The 18,397-nt window shown below is 73.2% G+C and carries 21 protein-coding genes; 15 read left to right on the forward strand and 6 right to left on the reverse strand.

The features are described 5' to 3' along the window. The first annotated feature begins 43 nt into the window (after positions 1 to 43). From J7I94_RS13875 to J7I94_RS38320, 7 genes are all read left to right on the forward strand, one after another. Entirely contained in the window at positions 44 to 1,132 is a 1,089-nt protein-coding gene (locus tag J7I94_RS13875) for an LLM class flavin-dependent oxidoreductase (RefSeq protein ID WP_215167382.1), read from the forward strand. Beyond that, positions 1,129 to 1,734 (forward strand): CE1759 family FMN reductase, encoded by a 606-nt coding sequence (locus J7I94_RS13880; protein ID WP_215167383.1) that lies wholly within the window; start codon positions 1,129 to 1,131, stop codon positions 1,732 to 1,734. The genes J7I94_RS13875 and J7I94_RS13880 overlap by 4 nt, the downstream gene beginning before the upstream one ends. Before the next feature lie 136 nt (positions 1,735 to 1,870). Continuing rightward, positions 1,871 to 2,569 (forward strand): response regulator transcription factor, encoded by a 699-nt coding sequence (locus J7I94_RS13885; protein WP_215167396.1) that lies wholly within the window; start codon positions 1,871 to 1,873, stop codon positions 2,567 to 2,569. A gap of 3 nt (positions 2,570 to 2,572) precedes the next feature. Next, on the forward strand, positions 2,573 to 3,991 hold the full coding sequence (locus J7I94_RS13890; protein WP_215167384.1) for a HAMP domain-containing sensor histidine kinase: 1,419 nt from the start codon (positions 2,573 to 2,575) through the stop codon (positions 3,989 to 3,991). Positions 3,992 to 4,092: 101 nt separating this feature from the next. Then, entirely contained in the window at positions 4,093 to 4,938 is an 846-nt protein-coding gene (locus J7I94_RS13895) for a class I SAM-dependent methyltransferase (protein WP_215167397.1), read from the forward strand. A 111-nt stretch (positions 4,939 to 5,049) separates the two neighbouring features. Then, complete coding sequence (locus tag J7I94_RS38315) at positions 5,050 to 5,637, forward strand: SDR family NAD(P)-dependent oxidoreductase (RefSeq protein WP_251075117.1); 588 nt, start codon at positions 5,050 to 5,052, stop codon at positions 5,635 to 5,637. Beyond that, the gene (locus J7I94_RS38320) at positions 5,582 to 5,995 is read left to right on the forward strand and encodes an SDR family oxidoreductase (RefSeq protein WP_251075118.1); all 414 of its coding nucleotides are present in this window, start codon (positions 5,582 to 5,584) and stop codon (positions 5,993 to 5,995) included. Before J7I94_RS38315 ends, J7I94_RS38320 begins: the two co-directional genes overlap by 56 nt. A 27-nt stretch (positions 5,996 to 6,022) precedes the next feature. On the opposite strand, the gene J7I94_RS13905 is transcribed toward J7I94_RS38320, so the two are convergent. Next, entirely contained in the window at positions 6,023 to 6,481 is a 459-nt protein-coding gene (locus J7I94_RS13905) for a MarR family winged helix-turn-helix transcriptional regulator (protein ID WP_215167385.1), read from the reverse strand. Between the two features lie 233 nt (positions 6,482 to 6,714). Here J7I94_RS13905 and J7I94_RS13910 point away from each other — a divergent pair, with 233 nt between their 5' ends. The 3 genes from J7I94_RS13910 (at position 6,715) to J7I94_RS13920 (ending at position 9,096) form a co-directional block, all read left to right on the forward strand. Then, positions 6,715 to 7,953, forward strand: a complete 1,239-nt coding sequence (locus J7I94_RS13910) for a cytochrome P450 (RefSeq protein ID WP_215167386.1) — start codon at positions 6,715 to 6,717, stop codon at positions 7,951 to 7,953. 49 nt (positions 7,954 to 8,002) lie between these two features. Continuing rightward, on the forward strand, positions 8,003 to 8,203 hold the full coding sequence (locus J7I94_RS13915; protein ID WP_215167398.1) for a ferredoxin: 201 nt from the start codon (positions 8,003 to 8,005) through the stop codon (positions 8,201 to 8,203). A gap of 125 nt (positions 8,204 to 8,328) precedes the next feature. Then, on the forward strand, positions 8,329 to 9,096 hold the full coding sequence (locus tag J7I94_RS13920) for an HD domain-containing protein (RefSeq protein ID WP_215167387.1): 768 nt from the start codon (positions 8,329 to 8,331) through the stop codon (positions 9,094 to 9,096). On the opposite strand, the gene J7I94_RS39235 is transcribed toward J7I94_RS13920, so the two are convergent. Beyond that, entirely contained in the window at positions 8,999 to 9,517 is a 519-nt protein-coding gene (locus J7I94_RS39235) for a VanZ family protein (protein ID WP_306522086.1), read from the reverse strand. The genes J7I94_RS13920 and J7I94_RS39235 overlap by 98 nt on opposite strands. A 271-nt stretch (positions 9,518 to 9,788) precedes the next feature. Beyond that, the gene (locus tag J7I94_RS13930) at positions 9,789 to 11,042 is read right to left on the reverse strand and encodes a serine hydrolase (RefSeq protein WP_215167388.1); all 1,254 of its coding nucleotides are present in this window, start codon (positions 11,040 to 11,042) and stop codon (positions 9,789 to 9,791) included. Positions 11,043 to 11,160: 118 nt separating this feature from the next. On the opposite strand from J7I94_RS13930, the gene J7I94_RS13935 reads away from it, so the two are divergent. Both J7I94_RS13935 and J7I94_RS13940 read left to right on the forward strand, forming a co-directional pair. Then, a complete protein-coding gene (locus J7I94_RS13935) occupies positions 11,161 to 11,817 on the forward strand; it encodes a response regulator transcription factor (protein ID WP_215167389.1) in 657 nt (218 codons plus the stop codon). Then, a complete protein-coding gene (locus tag J7I94_RS13940; RefSeq protein ID WP_215167390.1) occupies positions 11,814 to 12,881 on the forward strand; it encodes a cell wall metabolism sensor histidine kinase WalK in 1,068 nt (355 codons plus the stop codon). Before J7I94_RS13935 ends, J7I94_RS13940 begins: the two co-directional genes overlap by 4 nt. A gap of 47 nt (positions 12,882 to 12,928) precedes the next feature. Here J7I94_RS13940 and J7I94_RS13945 read toward each other — a convergent pair whose 3' ends face one another. After that, the gene (locus J7I94_RS13945; RefSeq protein WP_215167391.1) at positions 12,929 to 13,366 is read right to left on the reverse strand and encodes a MerR family transcriptional regulator; all 438 of its coding nucleotides are present in this window, start codon (positions 13,364 to 13,366) and stop codon (positions 12,929 to 12,931) included. Between the two features lie 158 nt (positions 13,367 to 13,524). Between J7I94_RS13945 and J7I94_RS13950 the strand changes: the two genes are divergently transcribed. Then, positions 13,525 to 14,601, forward strand: coding sequence for an alkene reductase (locus J7I94_RS13950; RefSeq protein ID WP_215167392.1), 1,077 nt, complete (start codon positions 13,525 to 13,527; stop codon positions 14,599 to 14,601). Between the two features lie 112 nt (positions 14,602 to 14,713). Here J7I94_RS13950 and J7I94_RS13955 read toward each other — a convergent pair whose 3' ends face one another. After that, positions 14,714 to 16,258, reverse strand: coding sequence for a GAF domain-containing SpoIIE family protein phosphatase (locus tag J7I94_RS13955; RefSeq protein ID WP_251075119.1), 1,545 nt, complete (start codon positions 16,256 to 16,258; stop codon positions 14,714 to 14,716). Positions 16,259 to 16,683: 425 nt separating this feature from the next. Next, positions 16,684 to 16,944 carry a hypothetical protein gene (locus tag J7I94_RS13960; protein ID WP_215167399.1) on the reverse strand — a complete coding sequence of 87 codons (261 nt, stop codon included), beginning with the start codon at positions 16,942 to 16,944 and terminating at the stop codon, positions 16,684 to 16,686. Between the two features lie 260 nt (positions 16,945 to 17,204). Here J7I94_RS13960 and J7I94_RS13965 point away from each other — a divergent pair, with 260 nt between their 5' ends. Continuing rightward, on the forward strand, positions 17,205 to 17,795 hold the full coding sequence (locus tag J7I94_RS13965) for a DUF5994 family protein (RefSeq protein ID WP_215167393.1): 591 nt from the start codon (positions 17,205 to 17,207) through the stop codon (positions 17,793 to 17,795). A gap of 5 nt (positions 17,796 to 17,800) precedes the next feature. Next, the gene (locus J7I94_RS13970; RefSeq protein WP_215167400.1) at positions 17,801 to 18,073 is read left to right on the forward strand and encodes a hypothetical protein; all 273 of its coding nucleotides are present in this window, start codon (positions 17,801 to 17,803) and stop codon (positions 18,071 to 18,073) included. Positions 18,074 to 18,397: the final 324 nt, after the last annotated feature.

Consider the following 18,397-nt stretch of genomic DNA (forward strand, 5'->3'; position numbering starts at 1 on the left):
GGAGGTATAGTTGAACGGTCAACAACCTGGAGGTCGATCGACCATGCAGTTCGGCATCTTCACCGTCGGCGACGTCACGCCGGACCCGACCACGGGCCGTACGCCGACCGAGCGGGAGCGCATCAAGGCCATGGTCGCCATCGCGCTGAAGGCCGAAGAGGTCGGCCTCGACGTCTTCGCGACCGGTGAGCACCACAACCCGCCCTTCGTGCCCTCGTCCCCGACCACGATGCTCGGCTACATCGCGGCCCGCACCGAGCGGCTGGTCCTGTCCACGTCCACCACGCTGATCACCACCAACGACCCGGTGAAGATCGCCGAGGACTTCGCGATGCTCCAGCACCTGGCCGACGGGCGCGTGGACCTGATGATGGGGCGCGGGAACACCGGCCCGGTGTATCCGTGGTTCGGCAAGGACATCCGCGAGGGCATCAACCTCGCCGTCGAGAACTACGCGCTGCTGCACCGCCTGTGGCGCGAGGACGTCGTCACCTGGCAGGGCAAGTTCCGCACGCCGCTGCAGCAGTTCACGTCCACGCCGCGCCCGCTGGACGGGGTGCCGCCGTTCGTCTGGCACGGCTCGATCCGCTCCCCGGAGATCGCCGAGCAGGCCGCGTACTACGGCGACGGCTTCTTCCACAACAACATCTTCTGGCCGGCCGACCACACCAGGCGGATGATCGAGCTGTACCGCACCCGCTACGCCCACTACGGGCACGGCACCCCCGAGCAGGCCGTCGTCGGCCTCGGCGGGCAGGTGTTCATGCGGAAGAACAGCCAGGACGCGGTACGCGAGTTCCGCCCCTACTTCGACGTCGCCCCGGTGTACGGGCACGGGCCCTCGCTGGAGGAGTTCACCGAGCAGACCCCGCTGACCGTCGGCTCCCCGCAGCAGGTCATCGAGAAGACCCTCGCCTTCCGCGAGTACGCCGGCGACTACCAGCGCCAGCTGTTCCTGATGGACCACGCCGGGCTGCCCCTGAAGACGGTCCTGGAACAGCTCGACCTGCTCGGCGAGGAAGTCGTGCCGGTGCTGCGCGAGGAGTTCGCCAAGGACCGGCCCGCCGGCGTTCCGGACGCGCCGACGCACAGCTCGCTGCTCGCCACCGAGGAGAGGGTGACCTCGTCATGAAGCTCGTCGTCGTCTCCGCGGGGCTGAGCGTCCCCTCCTCCACCCGGCTGCTGGGGGACCGGCTGGCCGCCGCCGTCGCCGGGCACGCCCCGGCCGAGGTGGAGGTGGTCGAGCTGCGTGACCTCGCCGTCCCGATCGCGCACACCTTCACCAGCGGGTTCCCGGAGGGCGAGCTGGCCCGGGCGTTCGAGGCGGTCGCCGCCGCGGACGGGCTGATCGTGGTCACGCCGGTGTTCTCCGCCTCGTACAGCGGACTGTTCAAGTCCTTCTTCGACGCGCTGAGCGTCAGCGAACCCGACGCCCTCACCGGCACACCGGTCCTGACCGCCGCGACCGGCGGCACCGCCCGGCACTCCCTCGTCCTCGACCACGCCCTGCGCCCGCTCTTCGCCTACCTGAAGGCGGTCGTCGTCCCCACCGGCGTCTACGCCGCCTCCGAGGACTGGGGCGCCGAGGGCCTGGACGGACGGATCGCGCGGGCCGGGCGGGAACTGGCGGAGCTGATGACCGGACTGTCCCGCGCGGTGCCGCAGCCCCGGCGGGACTCCTTCGAGGAGGTCACCCCCTTCGCGGAACGCCTCGCCGCGCTGCGGACCCCGTAGGAGCGGCCGGTGAGCCGCCGGTGAGAGGCCGGTGAGAAGCGAGGTCACCGGGGCCCGTGCCCCGGTGCGCCGCCCGTCGGCTTGGCAGACTGGGTGCGTGTCCCAGAGAACCCAGCCAAGCCAGGCGGCCCCGACGCTGCTGCTCGCCGAGGACGACCGTGCCATCCGCAACGCCCTGGAGCGCGCCCTCACCCTGGAGGGCTACCGGGTCGTCGCGGTCGCCGACGGCGCCGAGGCGCTGGCCGAGGCCCGCCGCGAGCGGCCCGACGTGCTGGTCCTGGACGTGATGATGCCCGGCGTCGACGGCCTCCAGGTCTGCCGGACGCTGCGCGCCGAGGGCGATCCGACGCCGATCCTGATGCTGACGGCGCTGGTGGAGACCGCCGACCGGATCGCGGGACTCGACGCGGGGGCCGACGACTACGTGGTCAAGCCGTTCGACGTCGAGGAGGTCTTCGCCCGGCTGCGCGCCCTGCTGCGGCGCACGGGTGCCACCCCCGGTGCCGGGGTGGGCGACGTGCCGAAGCCCGCTTCCGACGCCCTGGAGGCCGTAGGACTGCGGATGGACCCGCAGGCCCGGCGCGCCTGGCGCGGGGAGCGGGAGCTGGAGCTGACCCGGACCGAGTTCGAGCTGCTCGAACTGCTGGTCCGCAACGCCGGCGTCGTCCTCGACCACGCCACCATCTACGACCGCATCTGGGGCTACGACTTCGGCCCCGGCTCGAAGAACCTCGCCGTCTACGTCGGTTACCTGCGCCGCAAGCTGGACGAGCCGGACGCGCCGCAGCTGATCCAGACGGTGCGGGGCGTGGGTTACGTGCTGCGGGAGGGCTGACCCGTGGCCCAGGACGACCGACCGTGGCCGGCGTCCGGCCGGCGGCCCCGGCTGACGTCGCTGCGGACCACGTTCGCGGTGTCGTTCGCGACGGTCACGGCCGTGGTCACGGTGCTGGTCGGGGTGGTGTCGTACAGCGCCGCCGCCCGGCTGGTCCGGGTCGACCAGGAGACCGTCTTCGAGCAGATCGTGCAGGACCTGCGGGACGAGGTCCGGCAGCAGCGGATGACGCCGGAGGACTTCTCCTCCTCCGCGCCCGGTCACGACATCGTCCGCCCGGCCCGCACGGACGTGCAGGTGCTGGGGCCGGACGGCGCGGTCACCGACGCGTCCCGGCCCCGGCTGCCGGTGACCGGCACGGACCGGGAGACGGCGGGGGCGCGGGCGGCCGGGCGGATGGTGCAGCACGAGGACATCGACGTCGGCGACGACGTGTACCGGATCGCGACGGTGGCGCTGGGCGGGGGCCGGGGCGCGGTGCAGGTGGCGCAGGAGTTCAGCGACACCGAGGACCTGCTGCGGGTGCTGCAACGGCAGTCGCTGATCCTGATGGCGGTGGTGGTGACCGCGGCGGGACTGTTCGGCTGGTGGCTGGCCCGGCGCATCACCTGGCGGCTGGTGGCGCTGACCTCCGCCGCAGAGGACGTCGCCCGCACCCGGCGGCTCGGCGCCCAGGTGGTGCCGGTCGGCGGGCTGGACGAGGTGGGGCGCCTGGGCCGCGCCTTCGACCGGATGCTGGGGCGGCTCGCCCAGTCGGAGGAGGACCAGCGGCGGCTGGTGCAGGACGCGGGCCATGAACTGCGTACGCCGCTGACCTCCCTGCGGACCAACATCTCGCTGCTGCGGCGGATCGACGAGCTGCCGCCCGGCGCGCGCGACGACCTGGTCGCGGACCTGGGGCAGGAGGCCCGGGAGCTGACCGACCTGGTCAACGAGCTGGTCGACCTGGCCGCCGGGCAGTCCGACACCGAGCCGCCGCAACGGGTCGACGTCGCCGAGATCGCCTACGACGCCGCGGCGCTGGCCCGGCGCCGCTTCGGGCGCGAGATCACCGTGCGGACCTGCGGGGACACCCGTACGGAGGGGCGGCCGGCCATGCTGACGCGGGCGCTGTCCAACCTGGTCGAGAACGCCGCCAAGTTCGACCCGGACGGCGTCGCCCCCATCGAGGTCGCCGTCGCGGGGCCGGCGCGGCCCGGCACCATCCGAGTCGAGGTCCTGGACCGGGGGCCCGGCATCGCCGACGACGACCTGACCCGCGTCTTCGACCGCTTCTACCGCGCCCCCGACGCCCGCTCCCGCCCCGGCTCCGGCCTCGGCCTGTCGATCGTGCGGGAGGTGGCCCTGGCGCACGGCGGGGCGCCGTTCGCGTACCGGCGGGAGGGGGGCGGGACGGTGATCGGGTTCACTGTGGGGAACTGACCGTCTTCTCGTGCGGCGCGTGCGCCAGGTGCCGGGCCGGGCGGCGACCGGTGGAGAGAACAGGCCGAGGGAATCGGCAGGGAGAAGGGAGCGTGGGCAGGGTGCTGGACGGATGGGAGTGGGACGAGACGCTGTTCGCGGGGGCCGCCCCCCACTACCGGCGCGGCAGGCTCCCGTACGCCCCCGGGCTGACGGCCGTACTCGCCGAGGTCCTCGGCCTCGACGGACGCGGACGCCTGCTCGACGTGGGCTGCGGGCCGGGTACGCTCGCGCTGCCGCTGGCGCCGCTGTTCGGCGAGGTCGTCGGCGTGGACCCGGACCCGGGGATGATCGAGGAGGCCGGGCGCGGGGCCGCCGAGCCGGGGGTGGGCGGGAAGGCGCGGTGGGTGCGGGCGCGGGCCGAGGAACTGCCCGCGGGGCTCGGGACGTTCACCGCCGTGGTCTTCGCCCAGTCCTTCCACTGGATGGACCAGGCCCGGGTGGCGGCGACCGTACGGGACATGCTCCGGCCCGGCGGAGTGCTGCTGCACGTCTCCGACCTGAAGACGGAGTCCCGTACCGTCGAGGGCCTCCCGCACCCCGCCGTGCCCCGCCCGGAGATCCAGGCCCTGGTCACGCGCTACCTCGGGCCGGTCCGGCGGGCCGGCCGGGGGACGCTGCCGCGGGGGACGCCCGGCGGCGAGGCGGAGGTGTTCGCGCGGGCGGGCTTCAGCGGCCCGGACCGTCTTGTCGTCCCCGGCGGACAGGCGTTGGAGCGTACGTCCGATGACGTCGTGGCCGAGGTCTTCTCGATGTCCTTCTCCGCCCCGCACCTGTTCGGCCCGCGCCGTGACGACTTCGAGGCGGAGCTGCGCCGGCTGCTGGCGGAGCACTCCGCGCCGGGGCTGTTCTCCGAGCGCGGCCCGAGCACGGAGGTCTCCGTCTGGCACCCGCCCGCCCGGTCCTGAGGCACGGCACCGCCGCCTCGCCGGCCCCGCCGGCCTCGGGGCGGGGCCGGTTCGCCCCGGCGCCGCGCGGACACGCGGAGGAGGAGCCGCCGTACGGAGAAGGGGGCAGCCATGCCGGAGGGGACCGGAAACGGGAACGGGAACGCCACGGGCCGCGCGCCGCACGAGCGCCCGGCGATGCCGCAGGAGGAGGCGGCGCTGTCGCCGCCGTACCGCTTCCGGCGCCAGCGGCGCCCCGGCATCGAGGCGGACATGGAGCTGCGTCCCCGCTACCTCGCCCCGCACTACCGCGGTTCCGGCAAGCTCACCGGCAAGGTCGCGCTGATCACGGGCGGCGACTCGGGCATCGGCCGCTCGGTGGCCGTCCCGTACGCCCGTGAGGGGGCCGACGTGGCCATCGGCTACCTCCCCGAGGAGCAGCGGGACGCCGACGAGACGCGGGCGGCGGTGGAGAAGGAGGGCGGCTCCTGCCTGCTGCTCCCCGGGGACCTGTGCGACCCGGCGTTCTGCGCGGAGGCGGTCGAGCGGACCGTGGCGGAGCTGGGCGGGCTCAACGTCCTGGTGCACAACGCGGCGTACCTCAACAGCCGGAACGAGCCGGCGGACGACCGCCGAGGACTTCGACCGCGTCTTCAAGACGAACATGTACGCCTGCTTCCACCTGGTCATGGCGTCCCTGCCGCACCTCTCCCACGGTGACGCGGTGATCGCCACCGCCTCCGAGGAGGCGCTCAAGGGCAGCGCGATGATGATGGACTACGCGGCGTCCAGGGCCGCCGTGGTCGCCTCCACCAAGTCCGTCTCCTCCCACCTCGCCCAGCGCGGCGTCCGCGCCGACGTCGTCTCCCCGGGGCCGACCTGGACCGTGCTCGACGTGTCGGGGCAGCGCTTCCCCGACGACTGCCTGACGAACCTGGGCAGTTCCTCCCCGATGGGCCGCGTCGCCCAGCCCGAGGAGGTGGCGCCCGCCTACGTCTACCTGGCCTCGGACGCGGACTCCAGTTTCACGGTCGGCGAGATCGTCGCGGTGACGGGCGGCCTGACGGACACGCGCTAGCTGGATCTTCAGCCGTGCGGCGGGGCCTCAGCGGGGCCAGGGCCGCCCCGTGCGCTGTTCGATGTCGGTGTTGAACTGTTCGAGGTCGGCGATGAACCGCCGCAGCCGGTCCGCCGGCCAGTCGCCGAGGACGTCGGCGAGTCCGGCGACGATGGCGTCGCGGTCGGCGTGCAGGCGCGCGCGGCCCTCGTCGGTGATGCGGAACTTGCGGGCGATGCTGCCGTTGGGGTCCAGCGTCCGCTCCACCAGGCCTTCCCGCAGCAGCGCCGTGGTCTGACGGGTGAAGGTGGACGGCGCCAGCCCGAAGGCCTCGACGAGGTCCGGCACGGACATCGGCCCCTGCGCCTCCAGGCGGCTGAGCAGCACATAGGCGCTGCGGTCGAGGGCGCCGCCGCTGCGGACGCGGCGCGGGGAGGCCATCTCCATGTGCCGGGTGAGGATCAGCAGCTCACGCTCGATGCAGCCACCTGCCTGCCGTGCGTCCACGCCGTCCTCCTCGGGGTGCGAAAGCTGTGGCCGCCTACCCTATGTCCACGTGCGCGGCCCCCTGTTTTCGGCCGAATTCCGTCATACGTGTTTCATGACTAAAGCATCATGCACGGGAAGTACATGATGCACTTTTGTTGTACCGTGCATTTCACCGGTCCTTCAGCAGTCACGGCGCGCGCGTTCCGTCCGCGCGCTTCCCCCACCGCCTCCACCTCTCCGAGGAGACGCAGATGACCGACCAGGCCGTAGACCAGCCCACCGACCTCCCCGTGACCCTCCCCCTGGCCACCGACGCCCCGCTCGATCCCCCCACCGAGTGGGAGGAGCTGCGCGCCCGGTGCCCCGTCGCCCACGCCACGCTGCCCAGCGGCGACACGGCGCTCTACCTGACCCGCTACGACGACGTCCGGGCCCTGCTGTCCGACCCCCGCTTCACCCGCCCCACCGAACGGGACAACGCCGCCCGGCTGGCCCCCGAGGGCACCGGCGGGGCCGCCGTCACCGGCAGCAGCACCTTCGCGATCCCCGACCGGGGCGAGCCGCACCAGCGCTGGCGGCGCCGGGTCGGCAAGTACTTCACCGCCAAGCGGATGACCGCCCTGCGCCCCGGCATGGTCCGGCTCGCCGAGGACCTCGTCGACACCATGCTCGCCGAGGGCGCCCCCGCCGACCTGCGGGCGAGCCTGGGCTTCCCGTTCCCCGTCTACGTCATCTGCGACCTCCTCGGCGTTCCCGCCGACGACCGGGACCGCTTCTCCCACTGGTCCGACAGCTTCCTGAGCGTCACCCGCTACACCGCCGACGAGATCCGCGCCGCGCAGCGGGAGTTCGTCGACTACATGGCCGGGCACATCACCGCCAAGCGCGCCGAACCGGCCGACGACCTCCTCAGCACCCTCATCAGTGAGGGCGAGGGCGACGGAGACGGCGGCCTGAGCGACGACGAACTCGTGGCCACCGGCGTCGGCCTGCTCGTCGCCGGCCACGAGACCACCGCCAACATGATCGGCAAGATGGTCTCCATGCTGCTCGGCGACCGCACCCGCTGGGAGACGCTGCTGGAGAACCCCGCGCTGGTGCGCACCGCCGTGGAGGAGTCCCTGCGCTTCGACACCAACCTCGGCTTCGGCCTGCGCCGTTACATCGGCGAGGACGTCGAGATCGGCGGACACCTCGTGCCCGGGGGCAGCACCGTCGTGTGCAGCATGCCGGCCGCCAACCGCGACGAGCGGACCTTCGCCGGCGCCGCCGACATGGACCTCGCCCGCACCCCCAACCCCCACCTGACCTTCGGCGTGGGGCCGCACTCCTGCCTGGGCCAGTCCCTGGCCCGCACCGAACTCCAGGTCGTCCTCGAAACCCTGCTCACCCGCGTCCCCACCCTCCGCCTCGCCGTGCCCGCCACCGCACTGCGCAAGACCGAGGGACTCCTCGTCGGCGGACTGCGCGAGGTCCCCGTCAGCTGGTGAGACCGGGCCGGCCGGCGGCCCGGAAGGAGAACGAGAGGTGGAACACCCCATGAAACTCACCGTCGACCAGGAGAGGTGCTGCGGCGCCGGTGCCTGCGTCCTGGCCGCGCCGGAGGTCTTCGACCAGCGCGACGAGGACGGCGTCGTCACCCTCCTGGACCCCGAGCCCGCGCCCGACCGGCACGACGCCGTACGGGAGGCGGCGGCCGTCTGCCCCACCGCGGCCATCCAGGTGACCGAGTCCGGCTGAACGCCCCGGACGACGCCACCAGGCAATAATCAAACCCTCCTTGGCATTTTCGCCCCTGTCGGCGCGAGGGAATCACTTCATATTCTCCAGGCATCGAAAACCGCCGAGAAAAAAAGGCAGTTCCCATGCCCGACGAAACCAATGAAGTGAAGGGCGTCACCCGGCGTACGGCGCTGCAACGCGCCGCCGGCGTCGCCGCGATCAGCGCGGCGGCCACCCTCGCCACGACCCTTTCCAGTCCCCCCGCGGCAGCGGCGCCGTCGACGGTCGCCGGAGTCCGCTTCCCGGACACCGAACTGGCCCACAGGACCACGGAGTTCGTGCGGAGCGTCTCCACGCCGTCCCTCTTCAACCACGTCATGCGCACCTACCTGTTCGGCTCCCTGCTCCTCGACCGCCGCGGCGTCCGCTACGACCGTGAACTCGCGTTCGTCGCGGCGGCCCTGCACGACCTGGGCCTGGTCGAGGCGTACCGGAGCCCGGCGGAGCGCTTCGAAGTGGACGGCGCCGACGCCGCCCAGCGGTTCCTGCGCGAGCAGGACATGCCGGCCGGACGCGTGGCGGTCGTCTGGGACGCGATCGCCCTGCACACCAACGCCGGCATCGCGGCCAGGAAAAGACCGGAGATCGCCATGATCTCCCTGGGCTCCGGACTCGATTTCACCGGAAACGGCCTGGACGAGATTCCGGCCGACGACCTCGCGGACATCCTCACCGCTTTCCCCCGGGAAGGATTCTCCCAGGAGGCGATCGACACCATCCTCTCGCTGTGCCGCACCAAACCCATGTCGGTACTCATGCACCCCTTCGCCGAGGTGGGCCGCCGCCACATCCCCGACTTCCCGGTCCCGACCGTCGAGGACCTGCTGCTCGCCGCGCCTTTCGAGGAGTAGGAGACGGGGCCGAGGCGCGGGCGGCGTGTCGCGGACGGACGGTTCGGCGTCTCGGTGCCGGGGCCGTTCGAGAACGGGGCGACGGCGCCGTGGCCGCGGCGCGCCACCAGGGGCGCGACGCCAGCGCGGCCAGCCCGGCGCCGGCGGTGTTGAGCAGTACGTCGTCCACGGAGGACACCCGGTCCGGGCGCAGGACGTATTGCGCGGTCTCCACCAGGGCCGAGCAGCTCGCCGCGAGCGCCAGGAGCCGCGGGACCGACGCCAGTGCCGCGAACCGCAGCGGGGCGAGGAACCCCAGCGCCGCGAACACCAGCAGATTGCCGACGACCTGGCCCGTCGACATCGTGAGCAGGTCCCGCAGCGGTATCAGGCTCACCCGGGCGGGGGCGGTGCCGGCACCATCGCCCGGCAGCATGGTCATCCATACCCACGGCGCTGTCCCGTAGCCGATGCCGACGTCGGCCGGCGACGCGCGCCACGCCCATCCGGGCGGGGTGCCGGTGGCACCGCGACGGCGTGCCAGTGCCCACACCGCCGACGCGGCCAACGGCAGGACGGCCACCGTCACGCACGCCACGCCGGTGAACGTGCCGGCCCAGCCGTGCCACCCCTCGATGATCACACTGTCTCCCCATTCCGTCCCCCCGCGGGACCTCCCGCAGGGCGGAGCGATGTCCGGTGGTGGCCGGGCGTCAGCGCGAGCCGGTCACGGCTTGCGTCTCCCGGTCGAGGATCTCCTGCAGCGGCACGTCGTCGTAGTTGCTGAGGACGACGCCGACCCAGCCGGTGTCCGGGTAGATGTTCCAGTTGGCGGCGCTGCCGCCGGTGGCGCCGCCGCGCCCGATCACCCACTGGCCGTTGATGATCTTGACCGGCATCGCGTACGCCATGAACGACGGGTGCGCGGGCGCGGCGCCGTCGCCGCGCGCCGCCTGGGGCAGCTTGGCCCCGGTCAGCAGGTCGGCGAAGGGTCGGTCCAGCACCGTGCCGTCGCGCAGCGCGTGCGCGAACCGGACCAGGTCCGGGGCGGTGGCGAAGCCGTCTCCGCCGGCGTACCCGATGAAGGCGCGGCCCGGGTTCTTGCCGGGGATGTCCGGGCTCGTACTGCCCTTGTCCAGGTTGCGGACGGCGTCCACCCGGCTGCCGTCGGCCTGCCGCATGTACGAGTGCGCGATGTGCTCGTCGGTGAGCCACTGCGGCCTGGTGTAGAACGCCGAGCCGTGCATGCCGGCGCGGCCGAACACGTGCTCGTGGACGTAGTCCCAGTACGTCGTCCCGGTCACGGCCTCCACGATCTGCGCGGCGATGGCGAGGCCGGCGCCGGCGCCGTCGGTGTGGGCCTGGGAGCCGGTGCCGGGGGCGGCCTCCAGCTTCGCCTGCCGGGTCCACTGCCGGTGGAACTCACTCACCTCCTCCCTGCTGCGGAAGACGCGTCGCGGGTCCGGCGCCGGGGCGCTCAGCCCGGAGGTCCCGGTGAGCAGGTGGTGGAGGGTCACCTGTCCGGCGATGTCGTCGGCGAAGCCCGTCAGGTGGGCGCCCACCGTGTCCGACAGGCTCACCTTCCCTTGTTGCGCCAGCCGCAGGACGGCCACCGAGAGGAACGGCTGGATCCCCGAGGCGAGGTTGACCGCGACGTCCTCGTGGTTGCGGATCCCCTTCTCCCTGTCGGCCATGCCGTAGCTGCGGGACAGCACCGTGCGGCCCCGGTGCGACAGCAGCACCACGCCGGAGAACTTGTCCTCTGCGGCCAGCTCCGCCACGTACCGGTCGTACGCCCCGCCGGGCCGGGTGTCCGGCGGGATGCCGGGGCCGGACGGAGCCGGGGCGGCATGACCGGGCCGGGCGCCCACCAGCGCCGTACCGGCCGCCACCGCGCCGGCGGCCGCCAACCCGCCCCAACCGACCAACTGCCGTCGCTCGACACCACGTACCGCATCCGAGTCCATGATCCCGGCCCTTTCCGATCGACGAACGGACCGTTCCAGGTCTACCGGCGACCGCCCCCCGGGCAACCGGTCGCCGGACCATACGCCGGCGATATGCGGTGCCGGGAATACTGGCCGGATGCGGGTGCTGCTGGTCGAGGACGAACAACCGCTGGCCACGTACATCGCGGCCGGACTGCACAAGCACGGCTGCGCCGTGGACGTGGCGCACGACGGGCGGCAGGCGCTGGACAAGTGCGACATCACCCCGTACGACGTGGTGGTCCTGGACCGAGACCTTCCGGTGGTGCACGGCGACACCGTGTGCCGGGTGCTGGCGCAGCGCGGTGCCGACCGGGTGCTGATGCTCACCGCGTCCGGTGCCGTGTCCGACCGGGTCGACGGGCTGGAGCTGGGCGCGGACGACTACCTGGGCAAGCCGTTCGCGTTCTCCGAGCTGGTCGCCCGGGTGCGTGCGCTGGCCCGGCGCAGCACCCCGGCCCGCCCTCCGGTCCTGCGCGCGCGGGGTGTCGTACTCGATCCGTCCCGGCGCACCGCCGAACGGGACGGCCGGCTGCTGTCGCTGACCCCGAAGGAGTTCGGGGTGCTGGAACGGCTGCTCGCCGCCGACGGCGCCGTGGTGAGCGCGGAGACGCTGCTGGACAAGGTGTGGGACGAGCACGCCGACCCCTTCACCAACGCCGTGCGGATCACCATCGGCACCCTGCGCCGCAAGCTCGGCGATCCGCCCCTGATCGACACCGTGACCGGCGTGGGATACCGGATCGCCCCATGATGCGGCGACTGACCGCCCGCAGCCGTCTCACCCTCGTGTACACCGGCCTGGTGCTGGCCGCCGGGTCGCTGCTCACGGCACTGACGTACCTGCTGCTCTTCCGCGATCTGCGCCTGCGTGTCGACGCCGCGATGTCCAAGCTGCTGACCCAGGCCGCCCCGGCGCTGCTGGTGGTGACCGCGCTGGCCGGGCTGACCGGCTGGCTGGTGGCCGGACGGATACTGCGCCCCGTCCGCGCCATCTCCGACACCGCGAACCGGCTGTCCGCGGAGAACCTCTCCGAACGGGTACCCGTCGCCCAGCCCGCCGACGAACTCGCCACGCTGGCCGCCACCGTCAACGGCATGCTGGACCGCATCCAGCACGGCATCGCCGAACGCGACCGGGTCCTGGACAGCCAGCGCCTGTTCGTCGCCAACGCCGCGCACGAACTGCGCACCCCGCTCACCACCATGCGCACCGCCATCGACGTCACCCTCGACGGCGAACCCGACCGGGCCGAACTCCTCGCGATGGCCGGCGACATCGCCACCGCCGTCGAAACCAGCCGGCGCACCCTGGACGGGCTGTTGGTCCTGGCCCGCAGCCAGGCCGGCCCGCACCACCGGATGCCCGTGGACCTGGCCGAGATCGCCGCCGCGACCGTCGCCGACGCCGGCGACCGCGCGGCGGCCGGCGGGACCGTCACCCTGCGGGCCGACCTGCGGCCGGCCCCGACCAGCGGCGAGCCGGTGCTGCTGGAACGGATGGCCGCCAACCTGCTGGACAACGCGCTGCGCTACAACCACGCCGGTGGCCACGTCACGGTCACCACCGGCACCGCGCACGGGCACGCGTTCCTGCGGGTGGTCAACACCGGCCCGCCGGTCACGCCGGAGGGGGAACGGCGACTCTTCGAACCGTTCGTCCGGGGCGCCGCCGACGGCACCCGCGGGGCCGGACTCGGCCTGTCCATCGTCCGCGCGGTCGTCACCGCACACGACGGAGCCATCACCAGCACCGCCCGCCCGGCCGGCGGCATGAACATCGCCGTACACCTGCCGCGAGCCGCTGCGCCGGGGTGACGGTCGGCCGAGGGCGGCCGGGGAGCAGGCCCCGCCGCCGCGTCGGCTCACGCGGAAGCGGTCACCGGCGACAGCGGCGCGGAACCCTCCGGCACCGCCGGTTCGTCCGGGCCGGCGTCCGGCTCCGGCAGGGTCGCGCGGTGGGCACGGGCCAGGGACACCAGCCTGTCGAGGGTGTTCCGGGCCCGCAGCAGGTCGTCGATCTGTGCCGTGATCCGCTCCCGTTCGCGGGCCATCCGCTCCAGCGTGGCGTCGGAGTTGTGGATGCTCGGGGCGTCGCGGCACGGCATGAGTTCGGCGATGGTGCCGCTGGAGAGGTTGGCCGCGTACAGGTCCTGGATGAAGCGGACGCGGTCCACGTCGTACTCCGTGTACTGCCGCTGCCCGCTCGGCGTGCGGGTGCTGGTGAGCAGGCCCTGCTGCTCGTAGTACCGCAACGACCGCACGCTCACTCCGGCACGTGCCGCGAGTTCCCCGATCCGCATGGCTGCCTCCCGGCGGTGGTCCACGGCACCGCGGGGCCTGTGGCGCACCCCACGCGGAGCCGCGGTGTTCTGACGGTTGCCTCTGACACCGGTGTCAGGTTTTAGCGTACACACGCGCCCCGGCAGCCGGAGCGCGTGTGTACGCGAGGAGAACCGACATGCCGTCCCTGTTCAGCAGTTACCGCCTCGGCGAGCTGACTCTGCCCAACCGGACCGTCATGGCCCCCATGAGCCGCGTCCGGGCCGCCGCCGGCGGTCTGGCCACCCCCTCGATGGCCACCTACTACGCGCAGCGCGCCACGGCCGGCCTGATCATCACCGAGGGAGTCCAGCCCAGCCTCGTCGGGCAGTCCAACCCGGGCACGCCCGGCCTGCACACCGACGAGCAGACGGACTCCTGGCGGCAGGTGACCGACGCGGTGCACGTCAACGGCGGACGCGTCTTCGCCCAGATCATGCACGGCGGCCGGGTCTCGCACCACGAGACCACCGGCCTCCAGCCGGTCGGCCCGTCGGCCGTGCCCGGCGAGGGCGACGTGTTCACCCCGAGCGGCCCGCAGCCGCTGCCCGTGCCGCGGGCCCTGGCGACCGACGAGGTCCCCGAACACGCCCTGTCCTACGCGCACGCCGCCCGCCGCGCCGTCGACGCGGGCTTTGACGGCGTCGAACTGCACGGCGCCAACGGCTACTTGATATCCCAGTTCCTGTCCTCCAACGCCAACCTGCGCGACGACCGCTACGGCGGCTCGATCGCCCACCGCATCCGGTTCGCCGTCGAGGCGGTCGCCGCCACCGTCGAGGCCGTGGGCGCCGCCCGCACGGGCATCCGCCTGTCGCCCGGCGGCGGTTTCTGGGGCGTCGTCGAGGACGACGCGGCCGAGCTGAACACCGCCCTGCTCACCGAGCTGGCCCGCCTCGACCTCGCCTACGTGCACCTGGAGGCCACCACCGACGAGGAAACCCTCCTGCGGCTGCGCAAGACCTGGCCGGGCACCCTCATCGTCAACCCGGTCATGCCCCTCGGCCCGAAGCAGACCGGGCCGGCGGAGGCCGACCACTGGCTGGGCCTGGGCGCCGACCTGATCTCCTTCGGCCGCGGCTTCCTCGCCAACCCCGACCTGGTCGAACGCCTCCGCTCGGGCCTGCCCCTCGCCCCCGCCGACGAGAGCACCTTCTACCAGGGCGGCGACGCCGGGTACCTCACCTACCCGACGTACCGGCACACGGCGGCCTGACCGGGCAATCCGTACCGGTGACCCCAGGCAGGCCCAGTGGGCTGCCACCGCCGGTCGCGTGGCCTCCCGGGTCCTCGCCGCCGGGCACCTGTCCCGTGTGATGGCAGTGGCCTCAGGGCGACGGCAGCCGCAGGGCGAGCAGGGCCACGTCGTCGGTGCTGCCGGGCGGTGTGCGGGCGAGCAACTCGTCGCACAACGTGTCCAGTGGTTCGCCGGCCGGCGCGAGGGCGTGACGGCGCAGCCGGCCGAGTCCGGTGTCCAGGTCACTGCCGGGGACCTCGACCAGGCCGTCGGTGTAGAGCAGGAGAGTGGACCGGGGAGGCAGGGGCTCGGTTCCGTCGGGCCTGCGCCCTCCGATCTCCAGGCCGGTGCCGAGGAGGAGCCCCTGTCCGGCTTCCAGATAGCGCGCCTGTCCGTCCGGGGTCAGCAGCAAGGGCGGCGGATGTCCGGCGCTGGACCACCGCAGGGTCCATGGACCGGTGTCCGGGCCTTCGACGCGGGCGAGAATGAGGGTCGCCATGGTGACGGTGGTGATGGCGGGCATGGCGATGCCGAGCCGGTCGACGACGACGCCGGGGGAACCGGCGTGGTCCCACGCCAGTGAACGCAGGATGCCGTGCAGCTGGGCCATGCCGGCGGCGGCGGTCAGATCGTGCCCCACGACATCCCCGATGACCAGGGCCAGCGCGCCGTCCTGTTGCTCGAAGGCGTCGTACCAGTCGCCCCCGACCTGGGAACCGGCCGGGGCCGGCTGATAGCGCGCGGCCAGCCGCAGCCGGCCGTGCCGGGGCAGCGGAGCGAGCAGGTTGCGCTGCATGGCCTCGGCGATCGCGCGCTGACGGCCGAAGCGGCGGGCGTTGTCGATGACCAGCCCCACCCGGTGGCCGATGTCGCCGACGATCCTCAGATCAGCGGTGTCGAACGGGTGGTCGGGACTGGTGCGCGCCAAGGTCAGGGCGCCGGCGACCCGGCGGGAGGTTCCCAGCGGTACGGAGACGGCGGAGGTCGCTCGCACCGCTCGCAGGAAGCCGTTGTGGACCGTGGCCAGTGGAGAGCTGGGCGGAGTACTCGTCTCCGACGGGCTCTGCAGGACGGGCTCGCCCCCGTGCAGCACCTGGACCAGCGGGGAGGAGGCGGACTCACCGGCCGGGGGAAGACGCCCGCGCCAGTCCTCCTGGCCGGTGTCCCGCCCCTGTGGACCGGTCACCGCGACGCGGTGGACCTGATCGGCGCCGACCAGGAGATCGACCGCGGCCCAGTCGGCGAGCCGGGGTACCAGGAGGCGGTTGAGCCGGGTGAGGGCCTCGTCGATCTCCAGGGTCTGGCCGAGAACATCGGTGATCTCCGCCACCAGGGTCAGTCGTCCGGTGAGGTCCTCCAGAGCGCTCGTATAGGCGACACGCTCCTGGTGCGCGGTGCGGTCACCGGTGGTGTCGGTGAGCAGTACGGTCATGCCCCGGACCGGTCCTCCGGCCGGCAGGGGAGAAGCGGACCAGGACAGTGAGATCCGGCGGCCGTCGCCCCGCAGGCAGGTCTCGCTCTCCCCGCTCGCCGCGGTTCCCTCGGCCAGTGTCCGCAGCAAGGGGCAGGCCCCCCGCGGGATCGTGCCGCCGTCCGGGTCGCGGTGCAGCAGGTCGTGGATGTCCCGGTCGAGCATCGTCGGCGCGGTACGGCCCAGCAGGCGCTCGGCGGCCGGAATTGACCATGAGGATCCGTCCGGTGGGGTCCACCATGGTCACGGCGACTTCGAGCTGCTCGACGACCTGCTGCCAGAAACCCGGCTCGTCCCCCGCTCCGCGACCCACACCGTCCGTCATGCTGCCCCTCCAACCCGTGACACGGTCGCGAGCGGGTTCGCGGGCGCGCCGTCGAAACCGGAAACACCAGTACACCGATGGTCTCCCGCCCAGACGCGGGTCGCATCGCCGGCACGTGGTGCGGTGCGCGGGACGGCGACGGTTCGGGGCGGTGCGGCGGTGGGCCGGCCCACGGGCGCGTGGCCCGGCGGGGGGCCTTCGCGCCCTGTCCGCCGCACGGGGACGCTCGGGGCGACGAACCGGTGTCCCGGCGCGGCGTCCGGACTCAGTCCCGTCCGGGCTCCCGGTCGGCGTGGCCCGTCCAGCGGCTGGAATCCAGCCAGGAGCGGGCCGGCTCCGCGGCGCGCGTGGTGTCCACGGTGAGTTCGAGACGGGTCCCGCCCTCGGCGCCGGCGGGATAACTGCGCTGCTCGGTGGTGGCGAAGCAATGCCGGAGGACCTCCGCCACACGCCGCGCGACCTCGGGCGTCGCGGCGGTGACATGAACCTCGGCGTAACCGCGCGAGGGTGTGTCGGGGGACTCCATGGCGACCTCGATGTGCGACGGGACCAGAGCGTCGATCACTGTACTCCGGACCGGTGGCACGGGCGCGTTCGCGAAGCGGGGTGCACCCCCTCCCCCCCCGCACGTCGGTCAAAGGCCCAGGACGCACCGCGTCGCGGACACCGCGAGGAGTAGGCTGAAGAAACCGAGGACAATCCGTGCACGGGCATCCGCGCCTGCGTCGTTCTCGGTGATCGAATACGCCGGGCCGGCTCCGACCCGCCCGAGGCAGGGTTCGCGTCATGGCTGCGACCATCCTCCCCTTGATGACACCCGAAGGCCGAGACCCCGCATCCGCGGTGCGTCTGTCGCTGGCTCCGGTCGGCTCCGCGCCCCTCCTCCTGGACGGTGCCTGGTGGCCGCGCTCGCGCGACCTCGCCGCCGAACTGCCCGCTCTGACGGCCGTTCTCGATCCGCTGTGGGGATGGATCACCCGGGTCACGGTGAATCCCGCTCAGTGGCCGGTCGTCCCGCGCAAGGTGCCTGTCGCCGGGCATGTGGTGAAGGTGGGCTGGTTCCGCTTCGAGCAGGACCCGCACGAACTCCTGTTGCTCTCCTACCACCCAGGTCGCTGGAACCTGCTGGTGGTCCCCCCGAGCACGCCCCCGGCCACGGCCGCGTGGCTGATGGCAGCCGCAGGCGACCCACGCCGGGCGGCGACCGCGAGCCGCCTGATGGCGGATGCCGCGCGTCTGACGGCGACGGCCGGGGGCGACCGCGCCGGGGAAGCGGTCCGGGAATCCGAAGGGGGACCCGCGGCCGGTGTTCCCGACATTCCTTCGCAGAGCCGAGTGACCGGTACGGCGCGGCCGGACCGGCCGGAGTGGGCGTGAGGTCCATGGACATCTTCGTGATCGTGATCGCGCTGCTGGCGGTGATCGCGGCAGGCGCGTTCCTCATCCACCGGCTCAACTCGCAGCACGGCGACCGGGCCGCCGCGTTCCACTACCGTCGCGACGGTGTGGTCGAGCCGGGCCAGGAACCCCGTGCCGGGCAGACCGCACGCCGCCGGCCCGGCGAGGTGAACGGCGGCGGCCGGCGCTGGGACCACCGCGACGGCGGACGCGTACGGCTGCGCCCTCGACGCCGTACCCCCAAGAAGCCGGCATGACCTCGGCCCCGTGCGCCCCGGAGCGTGCGACGGACCCGCCGAACGAGCAGCCGCCGGCCTCACGGCGACCGAAGCGGCACGCCACCCCTGTGCGGTACTCGCCCCTGCGGTACTCGGCGTCTAGGGCCTGTCGTTTGGATCACGCCGCAGACGCGGGGTCTGGCACGCGCATCTGCGGCGTTGTCGTCACTCGCCGACTCCCCCACGCTCGGCTGCGCTCGCGCGGGGGGACCCCCATCGCGTCGACTCCCTCCTCCGCCTTGCAGCCGCACGCACCAGACCCCGCTCACCGGCATGGACAAGTCCCGCCGGTGTCCTGCGTCC

Source organism: Streptomyces sp. ISL-12, from assembly GCF_018614415.1.
GTDB lineage: Bacteria > Actinomycetota > Actinomycetes > Streptomycetales > Streptomycetaceae > Streptomyces.